Genomic DNA, 24,272 nt, shown 5'->3' on the forward strand with positions numbered 1-24,272 from the left:
TCACCTAAACTTCAAAACACCAGATTTTTTCTGCATGCGAAATGCAATAAAATCTTGTTTGTTATCTATATTCAAATAAATATTACGCTGCTTCACTTGAGCAAATGTCAATCCAAGTTCACTATGATATTGATGACCTGGATACACTTTAATGGAGTCGTCAATGACCCGTTTTAAATGGGACAATGATTCATACATCATGCCAGGGCATCCACCACGAGTGTGACAAAAACCGCAACCTTCATTAAACAAAGTGTCCCCGGTAAATAGGTTATCTTCAATTTGATAACAAACACCACCCATGGTATGGCCAGGAGTATGGTGCACTAAAACCGTCATATGAGTACCTAAAGTAATGATTTGTTGCTGAGGTAAAATGCCTTGTAATCGATAGCAGTCAAAATCATAGTAATCAATTTCGCGCTGACTCATGTAAACTGGCACATCATATTCTTTTGCCAAAGTATTGGCTAAATGACTATGATCAAGGTGGTGATGGGTCAACAATATAGCAGACAATTGAACCCCCAACTCATCGAGTCGTTGTTTAAAGGATGTTTGTTCCCACGCTGGATCGATAAGTATTGCGCTATTACTATTTTGATCAACTATCAGCGGGCAATAGTTGATAAAACTAAAGCGTTTTGTTTTTAACAACTCAACCTGCAAAGCTCTCTCCTATCCATTGTAGCCCTGGAAAATAGTGAATCTGATAAAGATATTTATCAAAATGAATACTTTGCCCTTTTTTGATAGCAATGGTCTTAGGCTCTACATTGGCCATTTCAGCCAATGAAGCAGACAATTCCAGTTCTGGATGCTGCTTGGCGTATAGAAAGGGAGGCAGACTTAACTCACCTGTCATAGGATGGCGACTAAAGGCATCATAATATGCATACAGTTGGATATACTTTTTCGATATCTTATGGATGAGAAAATTATCAAAACACCACTGGTTAAATTGCATCTCATTGTCAAAATAGTGTGATAAGAGTTCACTCTTTTTAAATAATGAACTCACTACAAAGGACTTGGGTTCTTTCAGTTGTTTGATGATCTCACTATTTTTATAAAGCAACAAAGTACCATCTTGTTCAGCTAAAAAATCAAAAGTAAGTTTCTGCCAATTAAAATAAGATAAGCAATCCATTCTACTTTTAACAGAATGACTGTCACATAGGACTATCTTTTGCTTAAAGTGAAGATCGTTCACAAACTCGGGATAGGAATAGTGATTCACTTGAGTCACATCAGCTATCACTGTTATGCACTCCAATGGCGATTTCCATATTTTGGCTGCGCATTTGCACATTCCATTTTCCACCAGTCACCATATTATAATGATTGCCTAGCTTGTTTTTCAGCAGGTCATGTGCCTTTTCGAGTTCGTGCCACGGCAGTGCTGGAAACAGATGGTGTTCGATATGGTAACCAAAATTCAAAAAAAGATAACGCTGTAATAAGGTGGGAAACCAGGTACTGCGCGTGGTATTTATATGATCTTTCAGTTGTGGCCTATGGCTGGTTGGTTCCAGGCCAAGGTGTTGTGGTGTGGAGAGAGTCTCCCACATCAGTGCATAAAGAACTAGCGCGGGCAACAAGGAATAGAAATGAATATTGGCTGGCATTAACCAATAAACTAGTGCATAAGCGACAACTAATACACCCATGGAAAACAAGCAATGTTTCAGGATAAATAGGTTTAGTTTATTTTCACGCTTTAAAGTCAAAGGATATCGCCAATAAACAACATAGAGAAAAAACACATTCAATGGGATAAACGTCCGCCAACCAAAATGAAATATCCAGGGAAGCTTTTTCTTTTTCTTAGCATCCTTAAGCAAGGCAAACACCGGATCTTTATCAATATGACCAGTCCATTTATGGTGTTCTTCATGTATGAATTTCCAGGTATAAAACGGCATAAAACAAAAAATACTGTAAAAATGGCCAACCAGTGCGTTAATCATTTTACTTTTCGATAAGGTATTATGCCCACACTCATGTACCCATAAAAAGGCATGCAGCATTACTATAGCTAGTGCGAGTTGAGACACTACATACAAGGTCACTGAAGCACTTTGAATCCAATGCAAAGCAAGAAACAACAGTATGCCATCGACTATTAAAAATCCAAAGGCACTACCCAACCCTCTTGTAAAATTCAGCTGTTGACGAATTTCCTTGTACTCTTGGTTACCCATCATAATGAACACTCCAAATCAAATTCCTTAAGAAATAACGCTATGGGTTCATCCTGTAATAAACGCGTAGGCGGTATATCCAGGCCATAGATTTGTTTTATGGTTTGGGTTAAATGAATAGCGGATATTGAATCCAGACCATAACTTTGCAGCGAACGATTCTTTTGTAAAGACTCCGGTGAAATGTTTAAAGCTTCAGCAAGGATGTCAGTCAAAGAAGATGAAAAATGCTTTGATTCCCTTATCAGTGGTTTGGGACTTTCAGTTAATTTTACTCTTCTAACTGGTGCTTCTTTCAGGTAAGCTTTTTTCTGGGTTACGCATGCGATGATGACCACTTGTTCAACCCATTCAGGAGTGTCGCAAAACGAAACGCTAAATCCTGCTTTTTCCAAACAAGCCACCCATTGTTCTTTACCTAGCAGCGGACTGCCATTAATTCTACCATCTTGCTTTTGTTTGTTCCACTGCGGTAATAATCCAAAAGTTGCATCTAAAAATAAACTCGATGCAACGGCTTCATTAATGATCAAATGACCGCCAAGAGATAAGCTCTGATTAAGTCGAATAAGTGTCTGTGGCAAATCCTCACAAGTATGAAGAACATTGCTGGCAATGATAAGTTCATAAGCATTTTGTGCCTGGTCCGTATTGATATCAAATTGTTGCAAATGCAGATTGGCTGCTTCAGCAAATCGTTGTTTTGCCTGTTCGAGAAAATCAAGGTTAATATCGGTGAAGGTATAATCTAAATCCAGATAACCTTCTACTAGAATTTCTGCTGTAGTAGCACCTGTTCCAGCGCCAACTTCTAAAATAGGTAATCTGTGATTATTATCACAGATCTCATGCACAACCTTCGCAACCACTCGATTATAATATTGTGCCAAGGGATTAAATTGATAGACCCCTCTAACTAAATCCTCGCAACCATTTGGAAAAAGAACTTGTTGAGGACTTATTTGTCCAGAAAGGACTTTTGGTAATAACGATACACAACGCTCAAGTAAATTTAGGAAAGGCTGCAAATCAGGAGTATCTTTAAACTGTCGCCAGCGCCTGGTTAAGAGCTGATTATCATTCAATGCGGTTAAATCATAATTATGATTGTTTGCCACTTTCAGCAGATGCTCGACTAAATTCTGCAAATACTGGTGATATGATTGCACCACATGATGATGATTAAGACATGGTTGTCTATCTTGCGTAAAAATAACACCACAGCTTATCAAAGTTGACCAGATTAAATCTGCCGCATAGATTTCAAGTTGTTGTAATAGTTGATGAAAATAAATCACTTGCAGTAAAGGCTGCTGCGACTGTTCAGTGATAGGCATAAATGCTTTCATGCCTGCATCAACTAAAAAACAACTTACATTTGCTCTAGCGCCTGTCATTACTGATAGCAATGCCTCACATCCTTGTTGGCCATTAATGGGATGAATGCCAACTGAGCACATCGATTGATTCATCGCTTCATCTTTTTGCTGCCAAAATCCCCAATGGAGCAAGTTGACTTTGTCGGAGTCAAATTGCTGCACCAAGGCATCACTATAATAACAAGCAGCGCTGTAAGCTCCACGCTTTTCATTTTGACTATAGACTTGCGCCGATGAACTAATCAAAATCGATTGTACTTGTGGTAGCTTAGCAGCCTCTAAACAGTATTGTGTCCCCCAGACCTTGGCTCGTATTTGATCCAGGTAGTCCTCATACTTTAAGGCGGCGATGTCAGTTTCAAGATACGTTGATCCCAAATGAATAAGGTAATCTATTCGATGGTAGCGTTCGATAATTTTCTCAATCGTTTCTAGAAAAACAAACCTATCGGTGCAATCAGCAGCATAATGTATTACTCCCTCTCCTAAATCAGTAAAGGTTCTGCTGATACATATACATTGGGCAGGTTTTTGGGCTAACAAGTGTGGCAGTAACTGCTGCCCCACTTGTCCGCTACCCCCTACTAAAACAACAATTCTATTTTCAAGATTTACTTTCTGAGGTGAGAGGTTAACCGGAACCAATCGCCGTGTATATAATAGATAACCATCAAAATAATAGAGGCTAGCATCCTGACAATTTATCTTCATCGCATCTGCCAGTAAATCAAGATCAGCAACCGCTATACAGTGGCATCGACAGTTATTTATTTCTTTACTGAATGACTGTACTAAACCATACATGGCTGCCGCTGGAGCATTATCAATAGGTTTAGATCTTATTTGCATAACCCTGCTGGCAATGACATGTAAATCAATCGCCATATCCTTTAAATGAGTTTGAATGGATTGCAACAAATGCAGCAATGGTTTTTGTAATTGATTGTCTTGAGACTCTAATAAATTATCGCTCATTCGACTTAAACTACCAAAATAATAGATTCTCTGTGGTTTTTCTTGCAATGCATGGACTAAACGTATTGGATAGTCTTCATCTATCAGAATGAGGCTGACTTGGCTTAATGGAAGTTGATTTACTAACGCCGTCATTAATGCATGATGCGTCTCATATCCTATGATTAATATCGTTTCATGATCAGTGAACCTAAATGTCTGTAAGGTGCAAGTCTGCCATTCTTCCTTATAACATTCCAAAGGTTGATTGAATTCCGATTTAGAATAGGAGGCCATCTCATTGCCAATCCAATGGCGGTATTTCGCAAAAGGATATTCGGATAATATGAGCGGAAAGCATTCAATACCCTGATATAATGTAGACCATGGAATATCCTTGCCATTCATATAAGAAGAAGCAATCTTCCCTAAATAATTTCCAAGCTCGTTGGTTTCTACATTGAGAAAAGGCTGATAACTCACATTATCGGAGTCCGTTGTCGACAAACAGGTCTGAGTTTGCAGTTGCTGTAGGAGAGCCTTATTTGGATCCAGGATCCAGCAGGCTCGGTAGGGTAAATGATCACGTCCTAGAGACATCGTTTTACAAAGTGCTGTTCGATCAATGTCTGGATGTTTTATGACAAAGGTTAACCAGCGTTGATGTAACTCGTCCAATGCCTGTTGATTGTGTGCAGACAATACAAATAAGTAATATGGCAAAAAGTAAGTTGGCTGTTGTTGCTGAACATGGCTCAAAACACAATGGCCATTACTGCCACCAAATCCAAAACAATTCACCCCAATGTGCCGTAGTTCTTTGGATACCGTGTTGGATTCAATATAAAAAGGAGCTTGTAATTCAATATAAGGATTAATCTCAGTAAAATTAATTTGTTGCGGGATACATTGATGAGCAAACATTTGTAGGGCTTTGATAATGCCGGCGAGGCCAGAAACCGGTTCTGTATGACCAATATTGGCTTTAACTGATCCCAACCCAATCCTGTTTCCTTGCCCAAATACTGCAGTAATCGCTTGATATTCGACGGGATCCCCCAATTTTGTCGCTGTTGCATGCGCTTCCAAATAATCAATCTCGGAAGGAGAAACTGAGGACTTCACATAGGCTCGACGCATCACCTCTTGCTCTGCTTTACCATTTGGCGCAGTGATTGACTGAGCACGGCCTCCATGATTGACCGCGATGCCTGAAACGATTGCTTCAGTACGTAATGTTCTTTTCTCAGCAATAGACCTTTTGGTTAATAAAATGCCAGCAACCCCCTCCCCTTTGACATAACCATCGGCATCTTTATCAAAAGGCCGACACTGTCCTTTTGGCGAAATAATGTGAAGTTGTTCTGTTAACTCAACCGTTTTGAAATCACATAATAGGCTTACCCCCATAACCAGGGCATAGTCACATTCCTCATTTCTTAAAGCCTGAACTGCTCTGGCAATTGCCGACATACTACTAGAACAAGCCGTGTCGATGGTTTCACTGGGGCCATGGAAATCGTAGTAGTAAGACAGTCGATTGGCAGCAAACGTTTTCGCACAGCCAGTGATTTGATAAATATCCAAGCTTTGTTCTCTATCAGAGAGACGGGCATAATCATCAAACTGAATGGCAACAAACACCCCTACCGCTTCGCCTTTCAATGAAGAAGGCGCGATACCTGCATTCTCAAACAAATGCCAACTTAACTGTAAGAGTAATCGCTGTTGCGGATCTAGCCATTTGGCTTCTTGGGGTGAGATTGCAAAAAATGGATGATCAAAGAGGTCAATACCTTCCAAGAGCCCTATTCTTGTCTCAGGAACACCAGGGCCAAAGCGCTGTTGTAATGTAGATTGAGTGCACTCCTTCCCTGACACTAGATTCTGCCAGAATATAGTGGCGTTTTCGCTATCGGCAAATTGACAGGCATGTCCACATACAACGATGGGATCGTCATCACTTTTAGAAAAATCCTTAGAGGAAGTTATTTCTGCAACTGGTGAAACATTCAGTAAGTCTCTTAGATCATTTAGATTTTGAATTTCAAAAAATCGGCTGGGATTAAAGTTCTTATTGAAACATGTGGATATTTTTTCAGCAAAACTAGCAAGAGTCAGAGAATTAAAACCCAGTTCCTGAAAGGATTTTGTTGCATCAATTTTATCTGATGGAATCCCTAAAATAGCCTCAATCATTGCCAACAAAGGATCGGTCTGTGTTTGTTTATCTGATTGAAAATTTATTTCCTTTGGCAACTGTAAGCGACCTTGCAGGTAACTTTTCAGGGTTTGTTCATTGCCAACAAAGGGTAAATATTCGCCCCCACTTAATGATAATATATGAGAACAAGCACCTTTAAATGAGTCCAGTGAAAACAAAGCCAATCCTTGATTTTGCTGGCTCCAGTTGAACCATTCTCGACTTGTTTTTGCTTCCAAAGCGGCGGTGAGTATTAATGGACAATAGACTATAACATGTTCACAATTGGAGTTAGAAAATTCTAACACCGACGCGTTATCTACGGCATAAGCAGGCTCATCGCCAAAGCCAACCCAGGCAGATAAAGAAGAAATGGTGATGATTTTTTTGGGTTGCGCCAACTCCACAAATCGCTTGTAATTCTCTTTTAATTTTATTCGTGCTGCAGTGTTATCCGCTTGCCCTGGCATTAAGCCAATACAATTAATAATGACATCATAGCCCCCGGTTTGATAAGTCGATGATAAAAAGTCGTGCTCGACGTAGCGTACATGCGGATAAAGACTGGCAAGTTGTGATTGCTTTTGCGATGCGGGACTGCGGCCATAGACATCATATTGAGAAATACCTAATGCATTTAGGGTCAAGCAAAATTGCATTCCTAATTCACCCAATCCTCCCAAAACAGCAATTTTTTGTTGCGCTAAATGACTTGGCGTTCCACTTAGTAGTAAAGAATCAAACACTGGAGTCAGACGTTGCATGTGTTGATCATAATACACCAAGCGATAGTCAAAATTTTCAAATTCCAACTCCATCAATGTCTTCATGTAGTGTGAAGGCAAGGATAAGGCTTGGGGTAGATAAATACATTTTATCTGCGATTGCGTTAACCTGACATTAGACACAATTGAAGCATGAGCCATCATCCAGGTATGCTGTTCTTGGGTCAACAAGATAATTCGCAAAGAAGGATGACGAGAGAGTAGTTCTGTTAAGATTGATTCAATCTGATTATTTCGGCATTGCATTGCAGTAACCGTCAATAAACAGGCTGTTGGGTTTTCGGATGCTTCACTGAAATATTGTGGTAGTACAGAACTTATGGGCTGAAGAACGGTAAATGCTTGCTTAGGCTCGTGTAATGCCGGTATAGGTTTTAGTGTTTTATGGAGCCATTGCACGGACGAAAATTGATGCTCCTCTTCCAGCCAATAGGATTGCAAATCATAGTTTGTTTTCTCGAGCTGATTTAAATTATGTTGGACATTTCCTACAATACAATGAGTATTACTACCACCTGCCCCAAAACAGCTGATCCCAGCATGGTTAAACGTAACATTTTCCTGATACCGCGAAGCCACACTCAAAACACCAAGAGATGGCATGAGCTTAGGATTCAATGGCTCTGCATGAATAGAGGGATAAATGACCCGATAATGAAATTGGGCGATCACCTTCATCAAACTGGCAAAGCCTGCAACGGGCTCTAAATGCCCCATATTACTTTTAACACTACCAACAGGAAGATTCCGCTGACGCCCAGAAAAGACTTGATGCAAACCTTCCATTTCAATGGGGTCACCTAAGGCAGTGCTGGTACCATGTGCCTCGACATAATCAATATCTTCTTCAGTTAGCTTGGCAAGAGTAAGCGCTTGGCGAATGGTACTGGCTTGGGCATTAGCACTAGGTACCGTAAAACCTTGGCCATGCCCTCCATGAGTACTTGCAATGGATTTTATCACTGCATAAATAGAATCCCCATCAGACAATGCTTGCTTCGCTTTCTTCACCATTAAAACGACAACCCCTTCTCCTGGTACATACCCATTGGCATGCATAGAGAAAGGCTTGCTTTCACCAGTTGGGGATAAAAATTTATTTTCTACTAAAGCAGACAACTTAAAGGGATGAGAACAAATATTCACTGCACCAACAAGCATGGCATCAATAGGTTTAGTTTTGAGGGTTTGGCAAGCCAAATCCAACGCATTTAAAGCAGAGGAACACATCGAATCGATGGTAAAGCTTGGTCCAGTGAGATTACAAACATAGGATACCCGGTTCGCAATAGCGGCCAAAATGGATTGTGGTTTAGGTGATTGTAATTCTTTGTTAATAGCAATATTTTGGTAACTGTTAAACATCGCGCTAGCAATGACACCGATAGCTTGACCTTGTTTATTGGCATATCCCGCATCTTCCAGACAATGCCAGGCATGACTTAAAAAAAGTCGTTCCTGTGGATCCATCAGCTTTGCTTCATTAGGAGAGATATTAAAAAATAGTGGGTCAAATTGGTCTATGCCCTCCAAATATCCGCCCCAAGAATAGGGTTGTTCAGACCATGGTCGTTTTACTTTCTTGATTGACGATTTTCCTGCTGCCAGATTGTGATGTAATTGGAGAAGTGTATTAGCGTCTGGAAGTTGAAAAGAGAGGCCAATAATAGCCATATCATCGTCACTTAACTCAGAAAGCCTCGTTTCTTCTCTTTTTCCCTTCTCCGTAGACATGGGGAGAAGGTGCCCCTTGGGCGGATGAGGGGATTCAAGATGTACATCTGAACTGATAGCAACTGGATTAGTCTTCACGCCTAACAACATCTCATTGGCAACAGTCACACAAGCATGATTCTGCTGGATGATTTGCGCCAATAACTCCATACCCTGCTTGGTTTCCAATGGTGAAGTGCTATATTGTTGACTAAAATAAGCCACCAAATCCGGAGCTAACTGCATTCCCCCCTCTTGCCAGTAAGGCCAGCTGACGCTAAAAACACGTGAACCTTTAGCGGTACTTAATCGTCGCCGTTCTGCCTGCTGGGCAATATGATTTAATAAACTATTTGCAGCTGCATAGAGAGTTTGCCCAGGCTGACCAATTTCAGCGGATAAAGAAGAAAAGGCGCAAACAAATTGGACTTGCTCATCAGAGATAGCTTTGAGCAAACGTTCAAAGGCCAGTGGTTTAACCGAAAATACTTTTTGGATATCTTCCTTTTTTGCCTTAATTAATAAACCGTCATTTTTATAAGCCGCTAGAAAAAAGATACCATCAAAGGATTTTCCTTGTAGATAATGTTGTAATGCTTGTTCATCACACACATCCACTTGTTGGTATGGAATGTTTTGTACCTGGCAAGATTGACAAGACGAGCGATGACCTATTACCCAGATTTTTGCCTGATAGGTATTTTTTAAATAAGCTCGCAGATGTTTACTCAAACCATCACCACCACCTACGATTAAATAACTCCCTCCTGTTCGTAAGCCAGGACTATTAACTGATGACTCTATAACTTGCTGAGTTGGGATGTAACTTTGTCCATTATGATATTGAAAGACACTTTCTTTGCTTAAAACATGGCGAGCTGCAATAGATTGATCAAAGTCATCACACATCAACAATTTAAGTTTGAGCGCCTTAGACTCTTTGTTAAAACTTAAAATTAAAGCTTTTAATGCAGCAAATAAAGCTTGCTGTGCGCTAGAAATCTGGATTATTACACAAAATGGTTCATTTTTTATCAGGTTTAGCCATTGAGACAAATCAGCAATCACCTCCTCAATGGAAGCTGTGGTATTAAAATAACTGGTATCCAGAATAGATCCAGATATTTTTATGTTTTGTTCCCTGTTCGTTCGTTTTAACAACGGGATTGGTTGGTCTATTGATTCTTCACTGGAAAAAAGTACCAGGCTCGGGTGATATAGTGCATACTGTTTTTCTTGTAGTAAGGTAGACGAAGACGTTGAATGATTCTGAGCTGAATGAGCCAGATAATCTAACAACTTGTCAACGGTGTTGTATTCAAACAATAATGTTGGGTATACAGAAATCGCCAGTATTTTCTCTAATTTCGCCGAACAGGCCATCAACTGACCAGAATCAAAACCTAAATCAAAGAAAGAAACTTTTCGGGATAATGCCAGAACAGGCTGCTCAATGAACTCTGATAGTACCGATAATACTTTTTGTTCAAGAGACTGATTGTTATTGGACACCATTATCTCTGATTGGTAAACATGGTTATCAAATAACTGTCGAATATGAAAACATTTATTAGACAGCCCACTAACTCGTAAATAAGGCTTTCCATTGGCATCACACAACAGTAAATCACAGCTTATCAACCCCGCTGGAGCTGGTTTTTTTTCAGCAATCACCCAAAGTTCCGCTTGATCAATACGCCGAAAGACCTCAACACGTTCTATGGCGAGGGGCAAATAGAGGTGATCTTTTTCCAATTGGGATACTTGGCTAAAATGCAATGCTGCAATGCTAAATGTTGCACCATCCAAGAGTGCTGGATGCAAATAGAAACGATTTAGATAGGAAGATCCTTGTTGGCCGAGGCGTATCTGCATCATTATCTTTGAATTATCCACTGAAGTATTGCCGGTCACCTGCATAAATGGACCATGTTGGATACCCGCCTTAGATGCTGATAGATAAATCGTTTGCATTGATACTGATTGACTGTCTGAATCTGGGTCAATAAAAACGGGGGCAGCCCTTAATGGCGTTGAGTGATAATGGGCGCTAAAATGGATAATTTTTTCCTGATCCTGCCAATGGTAGATACTAATGGTTGACTGCGACTCGTCATAGTCAAGATAGACTTCGACGAGAGCATCAACCGGAACTATTAACGCATTGGGATAACGAATATGGCTAAGCGAAAAGGTCTCTTGCCCTAAACAACGGGCACACATATCCAAATAGGTCACACCAGGGAGCACATAACAACCATCGATACGATGGTCACGGACCAGGGGATTATCACTATTTATCTTATGTTTGAATTGTTTCATAAAGCCTCTACCGCAAAAAAGACCTGCATTGCATCGTTACCTTTATCAACTTCAGAAGTTACTTTCTCAATACTGGTATTGTAAGCATCCGTTATAATGACGTGAGCATTAGTTCCACCAAATCCAAAGGCACTGATACCGAAGTGATGAACTCCTGTTGCTAAGTCCTGGTTATGGCTTAGTGGTGATAGTGGAGAATCATGGAAACGATACCGTTTGGCAAGCTGAAGGTCCCCTGGTTGTGCTACCAAGTATTGGTGATAACTACATAAAACCGTTTTGATCATTCCGGCCATGCCTGCAGCACTTAAACAGTGGCCAATGTTGGCTTTGACACTACCAACATAACAGATCTGCTGCCCATACCGATTAGCAAAGACATCATTTAATGACTGCAGTTCAATCGGATCGCCCAATTCAGTTCCAGTCGCATGCATTTCGACATAAGTTAAATCGCTGGCCTGCAAACTTGCTTTTTGCAAAGCCTTGGCAATCACTTGACTCTGCATGACAGGATTGGGGGTAGTATATCCCATGGTAAAACCATCATTATTGATAGCGACAGCTTCAATGGTTGAGTATATTTTGTTTTTATCCGACAATGCCTGTGTGAGCGGTTTCAGTAAGAGAATCCCACCCCCTTCACCTAGAACAATACCATTTGCACGAGCATCAAATGGCTTACATTGAAAATCGGGCGACAAAGCACCTGCTTCATTCATGTAGGCAAATGGTTTGGTATTTTCAATGAAATCACAGCCAAGCACAAAGGCCATATCAATATCACCGTCTTGCAGTGCAGAAACAGCATGTTGAATAGCAACCAAGGATGAGGAGCAAGCCGTATCCACTAACTCGGATGGTCCCTTCAAGTCATAAAAATGGTTAATATGTGCCGCCACAAAGTTTTGCCCTCTGCCTATCAGGCTAAATGCATCCATGGATGCATTGGCATTATTATCAGGAACACGGCTACCCACATAAACGCCAATATGTTTACCCTTGATATCCGTTTGACTTAATCCAGCATCCTTAAGAGCCTTTTCAGTTAAGCTCAAAGCTAATTTGACCAAAGGATGTAACTTAACCCATTGAACCTCGTTGAAATGGAAACGATGATCAGCACTAATATGATCATCAATAAATCCGCCACGGAAATGGGCAAAATTTGGATTATCCAAACGTGATTCTGGTATACGGTTTATCGCTCGTCTCCCGTTTGCCAGGAGTTGCCAGTAGGCTTGTAAATCAGGGCTACCAGGGAATTGGCAAGCCATACCAACAATTGCTATCTGCTCGCTCTTTTTTTCAGTTAACTGAATTGGAGCTTGTTTTGACACTAGAGTAGGTAAGGAAATATCTGACAATGCAGCATCCAATTTTTCCAAGGAGTTATGTTTCAATAAGATTTCCGGCGCTAAATCTTTTTGTAATAAAGCTTCTATTCTTTTTAGAATGCTCACCACAAGCACTGAATCAATCCCGTAACTCTCGAAAGGAAGCGATGGGTCAAGATCTTCTTCAGTCAAACCAACTACTTCAATAAAAATTTGTTTCAGTGCTGGCATGAGTGCCGAATGATTCACTAACAATGGTTCTGGTAGTGATTTATAAACTAGTTTTTCCTTACTTGGTAATACCAAAGCAGGAACATTTGGATTAGCCAAAACGGTTGTCAGAACTGAAAACCACTGTTCATTACTTAATATCCCAAGACCTAAACGCTGATAGTGTTTGTTTTGGTTAATGTTTGCTGCACTTTTTTCCCATGCTGGCCAAATAACCGAGATGACTTTTCCATCCTGGTATTGTTCAGCCAGTGCATTTAATGCCCTATTTCCCAAGCTGTATTCTAATACCCCACTAGCTAAAGTTGGATAAACACTTGATACTGAAGAAAACAGCACGCACTTATCATAATCAAGTTTACTCAGGGTAGAGAGCAAGCGTTTACCCGCATGCAACTTAGTCATGAGCATATCCGAAAGAGATGAGATATCTAGACAGTCATTATCCGACAAGCCCTTTGGTGTTATTCCCGCACAATGTAAAACGTAGCCAATGGAATGCCCATTTTGCAGTACTACATCCAACCAGTGTTCAAACTGATCAGAATTGTCCAGTGGGCTTAGGTAATAATAGACGGTACAACCTTTTGATCTTAATCTGGTAATTAATTTTATGATATCAGCCGTTTTATCAGTACTATGATTCGCCAAATAATGAGACCACAAATGTTCCTGTGGTACGTTGGTGCGACCACAAAGTACCAGAAATTTAGCCCCCTGAGTAACTAACCATTCTGCACATGCGGCTCCTAGACCACTGGTTCCACCAGTAACAACATGTAATTTTTCAGAAGCTATGGGTAGAGATTGGAAATCCCGATGCTCTAAGTCCTGAAGCATCCATACCATACGCTCCCCATTTTGATAACGTATGCGTTGATAATCTATTAACGCAGAGATTTCATTATTTAAGTGCCTGCGTGCCTGGTCTCCATGTAGATCCATTGAGACACTAACCGCTTTAAATCCATGCCGTAAATTACTTTGACATTGTAAATAATAAGCTATCATTTGGGCATCAATGCCCTCTTCAAAGACAGTTAACTGCACCAGTTTTTTAACTTTCTTAGTCACAATCAAATATTGCAGCAAGCTTAAATGATCCTGCAAAGAGCATAAATCGGTTAAGCAATCGACAACACACTCAACCTCATTTACCTTTAAATCATCGGTGTTTACAAACTCACCTTGATAATTTTGCCAACTATTATTGCCTTTCCAGAGATAGATAGATTGAGGTGATATTCCCCATGACAAACAGTTTTTTTGAGTATTGCTATCTGTAAACACCAAAAGAGAAGGTTGTTTAGAAGTACTATGGAGTAAAGGTTCTGGTTCAAAGTTAAAACTGCTATACGCTAAATCTTGAACTAATTTCGTTTTACCCTTTGATAATTGGAATGATCTGGCGGCAAATTGATAGCCAGGCAAATCAGCAATCATCGGAACTTTTGTGCTAAAAATAGGGTTAAAATCACCATGTTTTCCCTCTAGAAACGCTCGAGATAAGCCAATCATTTCAGGGGTTGCTGCTGGATGTGAAGAGGCACTAAGCTGCCCATTTTCCAATGCCTGTATTAGTTGTTGGGTATTGGAAGCAAACACCGCTACTCTTTCTTTAAGATGCGTACGCCCTAGTGCAAGAGTATAAGCAAGCTGATAAAGGTTAAAGTGATTTTCATTACTTAACCACTGGGTGATAACCGCAATATTCCTCTGAAGTGCCTCTTTACTTTTGGCACTAAAAAGAAATAAATAGGGGCCTTGGGGAACCTCTACAATGGGTTGAGACGGATAGTTGGTGAGAATCACATGGGCATTACTTCCCCCTGCCCCAAAACTGGATATTCCAGCATAGGCATTTCCGGTTTCAGCCTCTTTCCATGATTGCAAACAATCGCTCACTTGCATGCCAACTGGCAATTTAATTTCCGGATTCAATGGCTGCGCATGTAGTGAAGGAAATAGTTGTCTCCTCTGCATTTGCAAAACAACTTTTGCTATACCCGCCAAACCAGCGGCTGCTTCGAGATGGCCATAATTTGACTTCAATGAACCGATGAACACAGAGGTGTTGGTATCGAATAGTTGGCCAAGACCATTAATTTCAACAGGGTCACCTAATCGAGTACCCGTCCCATGACATTCCACATAGCTTATTTGATGTGCCTGGATTGAAGCATCCTTAAGAGCATCCTCAATCACTTTTGCTTGCATAGAGGCATGAGGGACTGTGTAACCTGAGGTTCGACCATTATGGTTAATAGCCGATCCTTTAATGACGGCAAATATAGTATTACTGTCCCGCTTGGCCGCAGATAATGGTTTCAATAAAATACAGACAACTCCTTCACTAGGAACATAGCCATCAGCCTTGTCACCAAATGCAGCACAATACCCCGCTTGTGACAGCATATTCCGATGCAACAATTCCTGATATTTATAGTCATGCGTAATAAGGTTTACCCCACCAACTAAAGCCAAATCTACTTGCCCTTGCCGTAGAGATTGGCAGGCCAAATAAACAGCAGTCAGTGATGAAGAACACATGGTGTCCAGACATAAACTCGGTCCTGTCAAATTAAAAACACTGGATATACGATTCGCAATACTGGCATTGGTTGAGTTGGCAAGAACTGGCTTAGATTGTTCCAGACTTAGCTCAAGGCCATTTAACTGATATTCATTATTCATTGCACCGATGTAAACGGATACCGCTTTGGGCTTACCATCAACAGCAATACCTGCACTCTCAAAACAATGCCAGGCATTTTGCAGCATCAGGCGTTCTTGGGGGCTCATAATAAATGCGTCGTTAGGAGCAATATTAAAAAATAAGGCATCAAACTGATTCGCATCCTTTAGTCTTGCAGCGTAGGGATATACCCAATTGTCATCATAAGTTACACAATCTTTACCGGAACTTAGAGTGTCAGCCAGCATCCGAAGGTTGCTAGCTTCGGGTAAGTGAACTGCCATACCTATGATGGCGATGTCTTCGTGCATTTCCTTATGATCAGGGAGGGTTTCTCCGGTTTTTTCAATAGGGATGTCTTTGGGAACATCAATACCGGAGAGATAAACCGCTAAATCTTGAAAATTGGTATAGTCTATTAACAGGGTCTTTGCCAGATTACCGAAGTGGACTTCTAAATCCATGATAAGGTCCAGCCCCATCAATGAGTCAATGCCCAACTCACCAAAAGTCTCAATTGATTTTAATCGCTCAATAGTCGTTTCCAGGCGATGAGCGAATACCGAGTAAATGAGTGCCAAGTTATCATTTTCAAACTCTTGCTTAGGGGTTGATTGCACTTCCTTAGCCATTGAAGACTCAATAATCGTAGCATGCAAACCTTCAATGACTATGCAAAGTTGCTGGTAGTCATTCCATACCGCAATATCAAAAAGCAGCTCTCCGCGTTGATGACTAACTACAAAAAACTTCCCAGTTGTAATTGGCTGATAAAAAGAAATGGCATCCGCATGACTTGGTACCGATAAGTCATCACTGCGCATCAATGTAAAACAGGCTATGGTTTGTAAAGCACAATCTAATACATAGGGATTGATATCCCAGGATTCAACATGTTCAGTGGTATGAATTTCTGCCACTGCGAATTGCTCATTACAACTTAAATGCACCATATTTTGCAAAGAACGCTCATAGCAAATGCCGCATTCCTTGAAACGTTGATATAACTTAGCGGTTGATATTTCGTTTTCAAGAGGATGACGTGGGAAATGACTTAATTCAGGAAATCCCTCTGATATCTGTTCAATCCTGGCGCGGAAAAAAATGTCCTGATTATCAGATTCCAGGAATATCATTCCCTCTGAGATACGGATGTGAACTGTTTGTTTAGCATCCGTCGTTTTAATCAGCGGCTTAGACCATTTAATCTGGCTTAGATAGCACGGTACCGAAGAGACTGCTTGCTGGGCTACCGCTAAACTGGCTACTGCCGGAAGAATAGCTTGTCCATTCACTTGATGTCCTGCAAAATAACCGGCGTTATTATCCAGGTTAATCGTATGGGACTGTTTCCAGTAGCAATAATGTTTTTGTTGTGAGTTTGGCTGCTTCGCCAATAGTTGCGGTTCGTTATGGATTTTTTTAATCACCACATGCGCATTGGTGCCAGAAAAACCAAAGGAGCTGATGCCGGCATAAGGTTTATTCTCAGGCCAATACATTAGTTCATCTACTGGCTTAAATGGTATCTGATGAAAGTCAATATGAGTATTGGACTGTTTACAATTCAAGGTAGGTGGAATTTTATGAGTATACGCCGCCAGAACCATTTTAATAAAACCTGCCATACCTGCTGCATGAATAGCATGCCCGATATTTGATTTCACACTGCCAATGGCTATCGCGCCTACTGGCAAGTTTGCATCGCGGAATGACTCCGTTAAGGCATACACCTCTATGGGATCACCTAAGTGTGTTCCAGTACCATGTGCCTCAATGGCTGCGACTTTGGATAAATCGATGTGCTCTGATCTATAAAGCTGTTTAATTAATTGTGTTTGTGCATCACCATTTGGTGCAGTAATTCCATTTGACAATCCATCTTGATTCAGGGCACTGGCCGAAATACAGGCATAAATCCTATCTCCATCCGCTTGAGCTTGCGAATAGGATTTTAACAAGACACAAGCCACCCCTTCTCCAGGAACAAAACCATTCGCTTGATCAGAAAAAGCATTGCAAGCATGGTCTGGAGATAACATGGAAGCATTGTCGGCACCCTCGATAAAACTCTCATCCAGCATCAAAAAGACCCCACCAGCAATCGCCAGCGAACACGATCCATTCCGAATACTTTCTGCAGCATGATGCAAAGCAACCAATGAGGATGAACAAGCGGTATCAAATACAATGGCGGGACCATGTAAATCATAGTGATAAGCTACTCGACCAGCAATCACCGACGGCGCATTGCCCCAAAAACTTTGTGGGGGTATTTTATCTTTTGCATGTTGGCGATAGCTACTTTGGCATGCACCGACATACACACCACATTGTTCCTGACTTAATCGCTCCCGATCATAATTAGCATCTAGTAAACAATCATCCACTACTGTCAAAAACAATCGCTGCTGTGGATCCATAGCATTGGCTTCGGTTTGAGAGAGATGGAAATAAGCGGGATCAAACTCAAATATATCGTTTAACCAACCAGCCCACCGCTCTTTTTTAAAAGACAAGTTCCCTCTATGGTTTCTTGCCTCTATCGCATTGACACCATCGCATAAATTTTGCCAAAACTGCGCAACATTTTCAGCTTTAGGAAACATTCCTGCCATACCAATGATTGCGATGTCTTGAGGATGACTTTTTGCTTTTTCTTGATTGGCATTAAATCCTGTTAAATGCGCCAAACATCTCCCTTTTTCATCCCATAGACTTGCACTTGTAGCATCCGCGCAAAGCATATGAGCACTATCAAGATTCAACACGTTCAAACCAATGCGTTCAATGTATTGAGGTAAAGCAGGTTGGTTATTGTTGCCTATGCCAGCATCCTGACAATGCATGGGACCATGTAGTAACCCTGCTATTTTGGCAGTCATATTGGAAGCTGGAGATAAGGCGGCAGTCAATTTACCCTTATCCAGCTGATAGCTATCTGATAAATAATAAATTCTACCTAAATAATGTTTGTCCGAATCCGTAAAATTCCCCTGCTGCATTAGAAGAGAAGGGTCAGGTGAGAATGACGATGCTTTCAATTCCTCTTGCGAAAAATGCAATACACAACTCAGTAATAATTCCTGGCTACTATCGGCATGAATTAAATGAATAGAGCACCGACCTTGCTCATCACAATCCAGTTGTAAACGAACTTCATAATCCTCCCTATCCGCAATCAAAGGACGATGGATACTTAGTTGCTCAAGATGAAGATAGGCCGCTGGATAAGTAGGAAAGGCTTTCAATATCATCATTAAATAGTTATCTAAGGGGAGTATCATACGCCCACTCACCCGATGCTCTCGCCAGAAGATATTCTTTTGTGGAGAAAGTTGATATTGGCGTTTTATCTTATTCATAAACCGACTCTCCAAGGAAGACATCCTCAACCAACTCTAATTCGGATGGCTTATCCTCTTTAATCTTTCCAGAAATCAATTGATGTAAAGCTTGTAAGGTCGGATACGAAAAGATGGTAGACGCTTTTAAAGAAAGGCCATATTGGGCATTCAGTTTTGCGATAAAGCTAACCCCGGTAATCGAGTCTAAACCCAGTTCTGCCAAAGGCCTCGATTCATCAATCGGTTGTGTGGGCAGCATTTGCAAACTGGTACGTAATAACTCTTTTAATGTTTCCATAAAGGCATTGTGGCTTACCTTAGATGAATTAGCTGTTGATGAACGCGCAGCTTGCTTTACTTTTTGAGCAAGCAATACCACCTGATTGCCATGATGATCATACAAGGGATTCGCACTTTCAAATCCCGCCAGTTTGAGGTTACGAAGCCAACTATTTTTCTCCAATAAGGGGCAGTGAGAAAATGATGCATGGGTTTTTCTCTCACGCCATAGTTCAAACATCCCAAAGATGAAGTTTAACGCCAACTGCTGCTTTGTTCCTTCATTAATTATCAACCTGCCGCCGGGTGTTAAAATGCGGTTTATATGATGCAAGCTATCGTTTAAATTATTAGCCAAGTGCAGAACATTCGAAGCTATCACCACATCATAACTATGCGAAGACAAGGCACTCAACTCATTGATGTTTATAAACTGAGTTTGTAATGGGAACGGCAGCTGAGAAGCTAAGGTCTCCCCCTTTGCCAGAAAGTATGGTGACACATCGGAATAACAGTACTGAATGGACAGATCCGCTAAATAGTTGCTAATAGCCTTAGTAGTTGCCCCTAAGCCAGCCCCTAGTTCCAATATTCGTATTGGTCGCTCAATATCCATTAAATTTTCTTGCAGATAAGAACCAATGGCCTCATTACATGCAGTGGATTCCGGTAAGTTGCTGTAAACCTTTTCCAATAAAAGACTGCCTTCCGGACTAAATAGTATCTCATTGGCACTCATACTTCCTTCCATCAATCCAGGGTAATGCTGAAAGCAATAATGACAAAGTTCATATAAAGCCTGATAGGCAGGATCCTCTTGACTATTTTGTTGGTATTGCAGATTTAAATCATGTTTAACGAGTACCTCAGAAGACAACTGCTCCTTTAAATAATCAAAGAGTTTCAGATTGTTATAGGGTTGTTGTTTAAACGAGTGTATATAGCTACTCACTAATGCATTCGCCCTATCATAACCGGTCAATGGTGCAGGAAAGCTTTGGCTTTGAGCAGGTTCACATCGAGGTTGAATAATCACTTGTGTTGCCTTGCCCTCTAATGCCAGCTCCATCCATTTTAACCCCATATCGGTCGGGATAGGTTCATAGCCCAGTGCTCTCGCCTGATTCAGATGATAGGGGTTGCTCACCGCCCCCACGTCCTGCCAAATACTCCAATTTAACAAGCGAAGGTCATACTCTGGAGCCTGAAAATTCAAGTGGGCATAGGCATCAAAAAACTTACTGGCTGCAGCATAATTCGCTTGTCCAGCAAGACAAGCGAAACTCTGCACTGATGAAAACAACACGACCTTTCGACATTGCAATTTTTCACAACATTGTTTAACTGTTGAGATAGAGGCTTGTTTTGTAACAAATACCCGTTTAAAAGATGATAAAGACATATTAGCAACCGATGCATCCTCTAGTTGCATAACACAGTTGAAGATAGCATCTAAACGATTATATTTTTCTTCGATGTAACGTATCGCCAAAGTTACTTCATTGGGACTCGTCACATCCACAGGCAAATAATCGATGGCATCAGGATATTTTTTTAAGAGTGGATGATCATTCTCTGCAAATGACTTTCTACCAATGACTATTAATTTCGCGGCATATCGCTGTACTAAATAATCACACAAGCAGCTACCAATCCCGCCAAAGCCTCCCATTACCATTATCGTGGAAGCTGGCTGTATAAAAGGTCCATTGGACTGATATGTACTTTTCGCTAAGACATATTGATAACATTGGCCATCCTGAACATATAGGGTTTGATAGGAACGATGGAAATTAACTATTAAGGATGGAATGTCACTATTGTCGTGACAATAAATTTGGCATTTCCAAGTTGGATGTTCTTTACTTAAGGATTCAAATAAACCGACTACGGCAGATCCCATGGGTGTTATATTACCTATCTCTTTACAAGCAATAAAAACCTGGATAGTCAAAGGCTTGGTTTGAAAATTGATTGCCAGCTTCTGTGCCAACAAAAATATTTCATCAATTGCTTCACAAGCAACCTCATTCAATATGAGAATGACACGGTCTAGAGTACTATTCATAAAGGATGGATTAAGTTCTTCACCCAACCTAACTACCGACATGGTATTAGCTATGTCTAATTCTCTCATTGGCATAACAGAATCAGCCTGTATGACTAATAGCTGTTCGCCCTCAATTCGATGATAAACGATTGACGTATCGCAAGATTGTCGTTGTTGTTGATAAAAGACTTCGATTTGTTGCTCTGCAAACCAATAGCAAGTCTTAGCAAATGGATAAAATGGTCGCTTGACAGCTCCGCTAGTATTTAAGCTAGTCTGAGGAGCTTGCAAGATTGCATGCACGTTCACTCCACCAAAACCAAAGGAGTTAATACCCGCAGTCAATGGAGCATCAGGATGATGACGCCATTCCTGATTTTCAGTGTTTATTTTAAGACATGAATTGTCTAATGAAATTTGTGGGTTTAACTTGTTAAAGCCCGCCTGACCTGGAATCAATTGCTTCTGCATCATAAGTAAAACTTTGATTACCGAAGCTAATCCAGACGCGGGTTCTAAATGACCAATATTAGCCTTTAATGATCCAAAATGAATAACCTGCTCTGCCCCTTTAAAGAAGGATTGCATCCCATTGATTTCGATGGGATCACCAATTGGTGTACCTGTACCATGGGTTTCAATATAGGATATTTGACTTTTATCAATATTCGCGTAGACCCTCTCATAGAGCTGCCTATGTGCTTTTGAACTGGGAGAGGTCAAGGTATTGGCTTTTCCTCCATGATTCACTGCACTCTGCAACATCAAGGCGTGAATGGTATTATTCTCAGCTAATGCAGTGGCTGCTGCTTGCAGAATAACAACAACCACTCCCTCACCTCGTACATAACCATCCGCTTGCTCATCAAAAGGAGTGCACCGCTTTTTCTCAGATAACATGCCTGAATCAGTAAATGATTCAAAAAAAGTATCGGCAAGGAGTAAGTTCACTCCACAAACAATGGCCGTCTCACATTCCCCGTTTAATATAGATTGCGATGCTTTATGAAGCGCATATAATCCGCTGGAACAAGCCGTATCAATGGATTCGCTTGGCCCGTGCAGATCAAAAAAATAGGAAATTCGATTGGCAAACAAACAATGTACTGACCCCAATGGAATATAAGGATTATCACAGTGATGCTTTACTAACTGGCTGTAATAATCAAATGTCGAAGCACCGACAAACACGCCTGTATTGCTTCCTTTTAGTGTGGAGGGTTCAATCCCACTATGTTCAAGCGCATGCCATACGGTTTGTAATAGCAAACGTTGCTGGGGATCCATCACCTTTGCCTCTATTGGAGAAAGGTTAAAAAATGCTGCATCAAAACATTCTACACTATCAATAAAAGCTGCATCATGTGTTTTCATCCATGCTTTTCTAAACGCAGGTGTCTTTGTTACTATCTGTTTCTTATCGATCAGAATTTGCCAAAAATCGTTTAAATCCTCACAACCTGGCAACAAGGCATGGTAACCAACAATGGCTATCTGCGACCGGGATTGAGGTTCATTTTGTGAAATGGGTAATTTTTCTAATGGATGAATTTGAAAAGTATCCAAAAACTCACCAACCGTCTGGTAATCATAGAATGAAGCCGCAGTAAGTGATTCATTGACTACCCCATTCAAACGCACAGCCAGTTCCGATAAGGTAATGGAGTTGTAGCCTAAATCACCAAAACTTTTACTGCGGTCAATAGGAAGGGTTTGCTCAATAATCTCAGCTATTATTTGTTCAATCATATTACTATCAGCTATCCTGGAATTGAAAGGAGACACCGTGTCAGCTGGCAGCGCCAAATCGGTGCTTGATGGAGTTTCTGGTTTGTTTACTAATGATGCTATTAAACGATCCTTGCTTCCTTTAACACCAACAACTTGAGAGGCGTCACAAGAAAGTGTCTGCGATAATAGGTTTATTCCTTCTTGTGCACTCAATCCTTCCATACCCCATTCCTGCATCATACGGACTTGTATGTTCTTCGGAATACTCATACCTGCCGTTGTCCAGAACGGACTATTCAAGGCAATGGTTTTACCATAACGTTTTCCTGAAAGACGTGCATATTCCCGTTGATGAGCGAAGGAATCAAGGTAAGCATTTGCTGCTGCATAATGAGCTTGTCCCGGGTTAGACAGAATAGAAGCATAAGAAGACAATAAGAGAAAGAAATCCAGCTTTTCCGAGGACAATAAATTATCAAGGTGAATCAGTCCCTCGATTTTTACTCGCATCACTGCATCAATATCTGAAGCATCTAAATTGCAAAGCAGCTTGTCCTGCTGCCATCCTGCAGCATGAATGATCCCATGAATAGCACCATATTGTTGTTTAAACCAACTAATCGCCTTCGCCAGCTGTTCTTGATCACAGACATCCACTTGTTGATAATCGATAGCATGGGCAGCAAGCCATGAGGATTGATCCTTAGCCTCCCTACGTCCCAGTAGTAATATTTTTGCCTGGTAGTGTTCTGCAAGATAGGCAGCAATGTGCTTCGCTATTCCCCCTACTCCGCCAGTTATGATGTAATGTCCCTCGGTTTTAAAGAGGCAGGATGATTTATCTGGCTTTATGGTCTGATAGTGACGAGACAATAGCTGGTCTGATGAATTAACCATGACCATGCCCGATAAATGAGGAGAATATGGTAAGTTCCCAATATCATTCCCATTATCAAGATCCAGTACATAAAGCAAATAATTAAACCAGCTATATTCAGCAGTTAAGGTCTGTAAAAATCCATTCCAGGCATGAGCGAAGGCT

Annotated in this window: 6 protein-coding genes (1 of these 6 cut by a window edge); all 6 read right to left on the minus strand. The window is 40.9% G+C overall.

The genetic code is table 11. From position 1 onward, the window contains the following. Tightly spaced (each overlapping or abutting the next), the 6 genes in view from Lste_RS10945 to Lste_RS19155 form a layout consistent with a single transcriptional unit that may run on beyond the window. Positions 1 to 669, minus strand: a complete 669-nt coding sequence (locus tag Lste_RS10945; protein WP_019349510.1) for an MBL fold metallo-hydrolase — start codon at positions 667 to 669, stop codon at positions 1 to 3. Further along, positions 659 to 1,276: a hypothetical protein gene (locus Lste_RS10950; protein WP_147285894.1), complete on the minus strand. Its 618-nt coding sequence runs from the start codon at positions 1,274 to 1,276 to the stop codon at positions 659 to 661. Before Lste_RS10950 ends, Lste_RS10945 begins: the two co-directional genes overlap by 11 nt. Next, positions 1,251 to 2,207 (minus strand): fatty acid desaturase family protein, encoded by a 957-nt coding sequence (locus Lste_RS10955; protein WP_019349508.1) that lies wholly within the window; start codon positions 2,205 to 2,207, stop codon positions 1,251 to 1,253. Before Lste_RS10955 ends, Lste_RS10950 begins: the two co-directional genes overlap by 26 nt. Next, complete coding sequence (locus Lste_RS10960) at positions 2,204 to 11,560, minus strand: beta-ketoacyl synthase N-terminal-like domain-containing protein (protein ID WP_019349507.1); 9,357 nt, start codon at positions 11,558 to 11,560, stop codon at positions 2,204 to 2,206. The genes Lste_RS10955 and Lste_RS10960 overlap by 4 nt, the downstream gene beginning before the upstream one ends. Further along, on the minus strand, positions 11,557 to 19,188 hold the full coding sequence (locus tag Lste_RS10965; protein ID WP_058393290.1) for a beta-ketoacyl synthase N-terminal-like domain-containing protein: 7,632 nt from the start codon (positions 19,186 to 19,188) through the stop codon (positions 11,557 to 11,559). Before Lste_RS10965 ends, Lste_RS10960 begins: the two co-directional genes overlap by 4 nt. Continuing rightward, positions 19,181 to 24,272, minus strand: partial view of an SDR family NAD(P)-dependent oxidoreductase gene (locus Lste_RS19155; RefSeq protein ID WP_019349505.1) — the 3' end only. The gene runs 6,935 nt beyond the window's last position; 5,092 of the gene's 12,027 nt are visible here — the last part of the coding sequence; its start codon lies beyond the right edge, outside the window — the gene reads right to left on this strand; it ends in the stop codon at positions 19,181 to 19,183. Before Lste_RS19155 ends, Lste_RS10965 begins: the two co-directional genes overlap by 8 nt.

Origin of the sequence: Legionella steelei (assembly GCF_001468005.1) — a bacterium.
Lineage (GTDB): Bacteria > Pseudomonadota > Gammaproteobacteria > Legionellales > Legionellaceae > Legionella > Legionella steelei.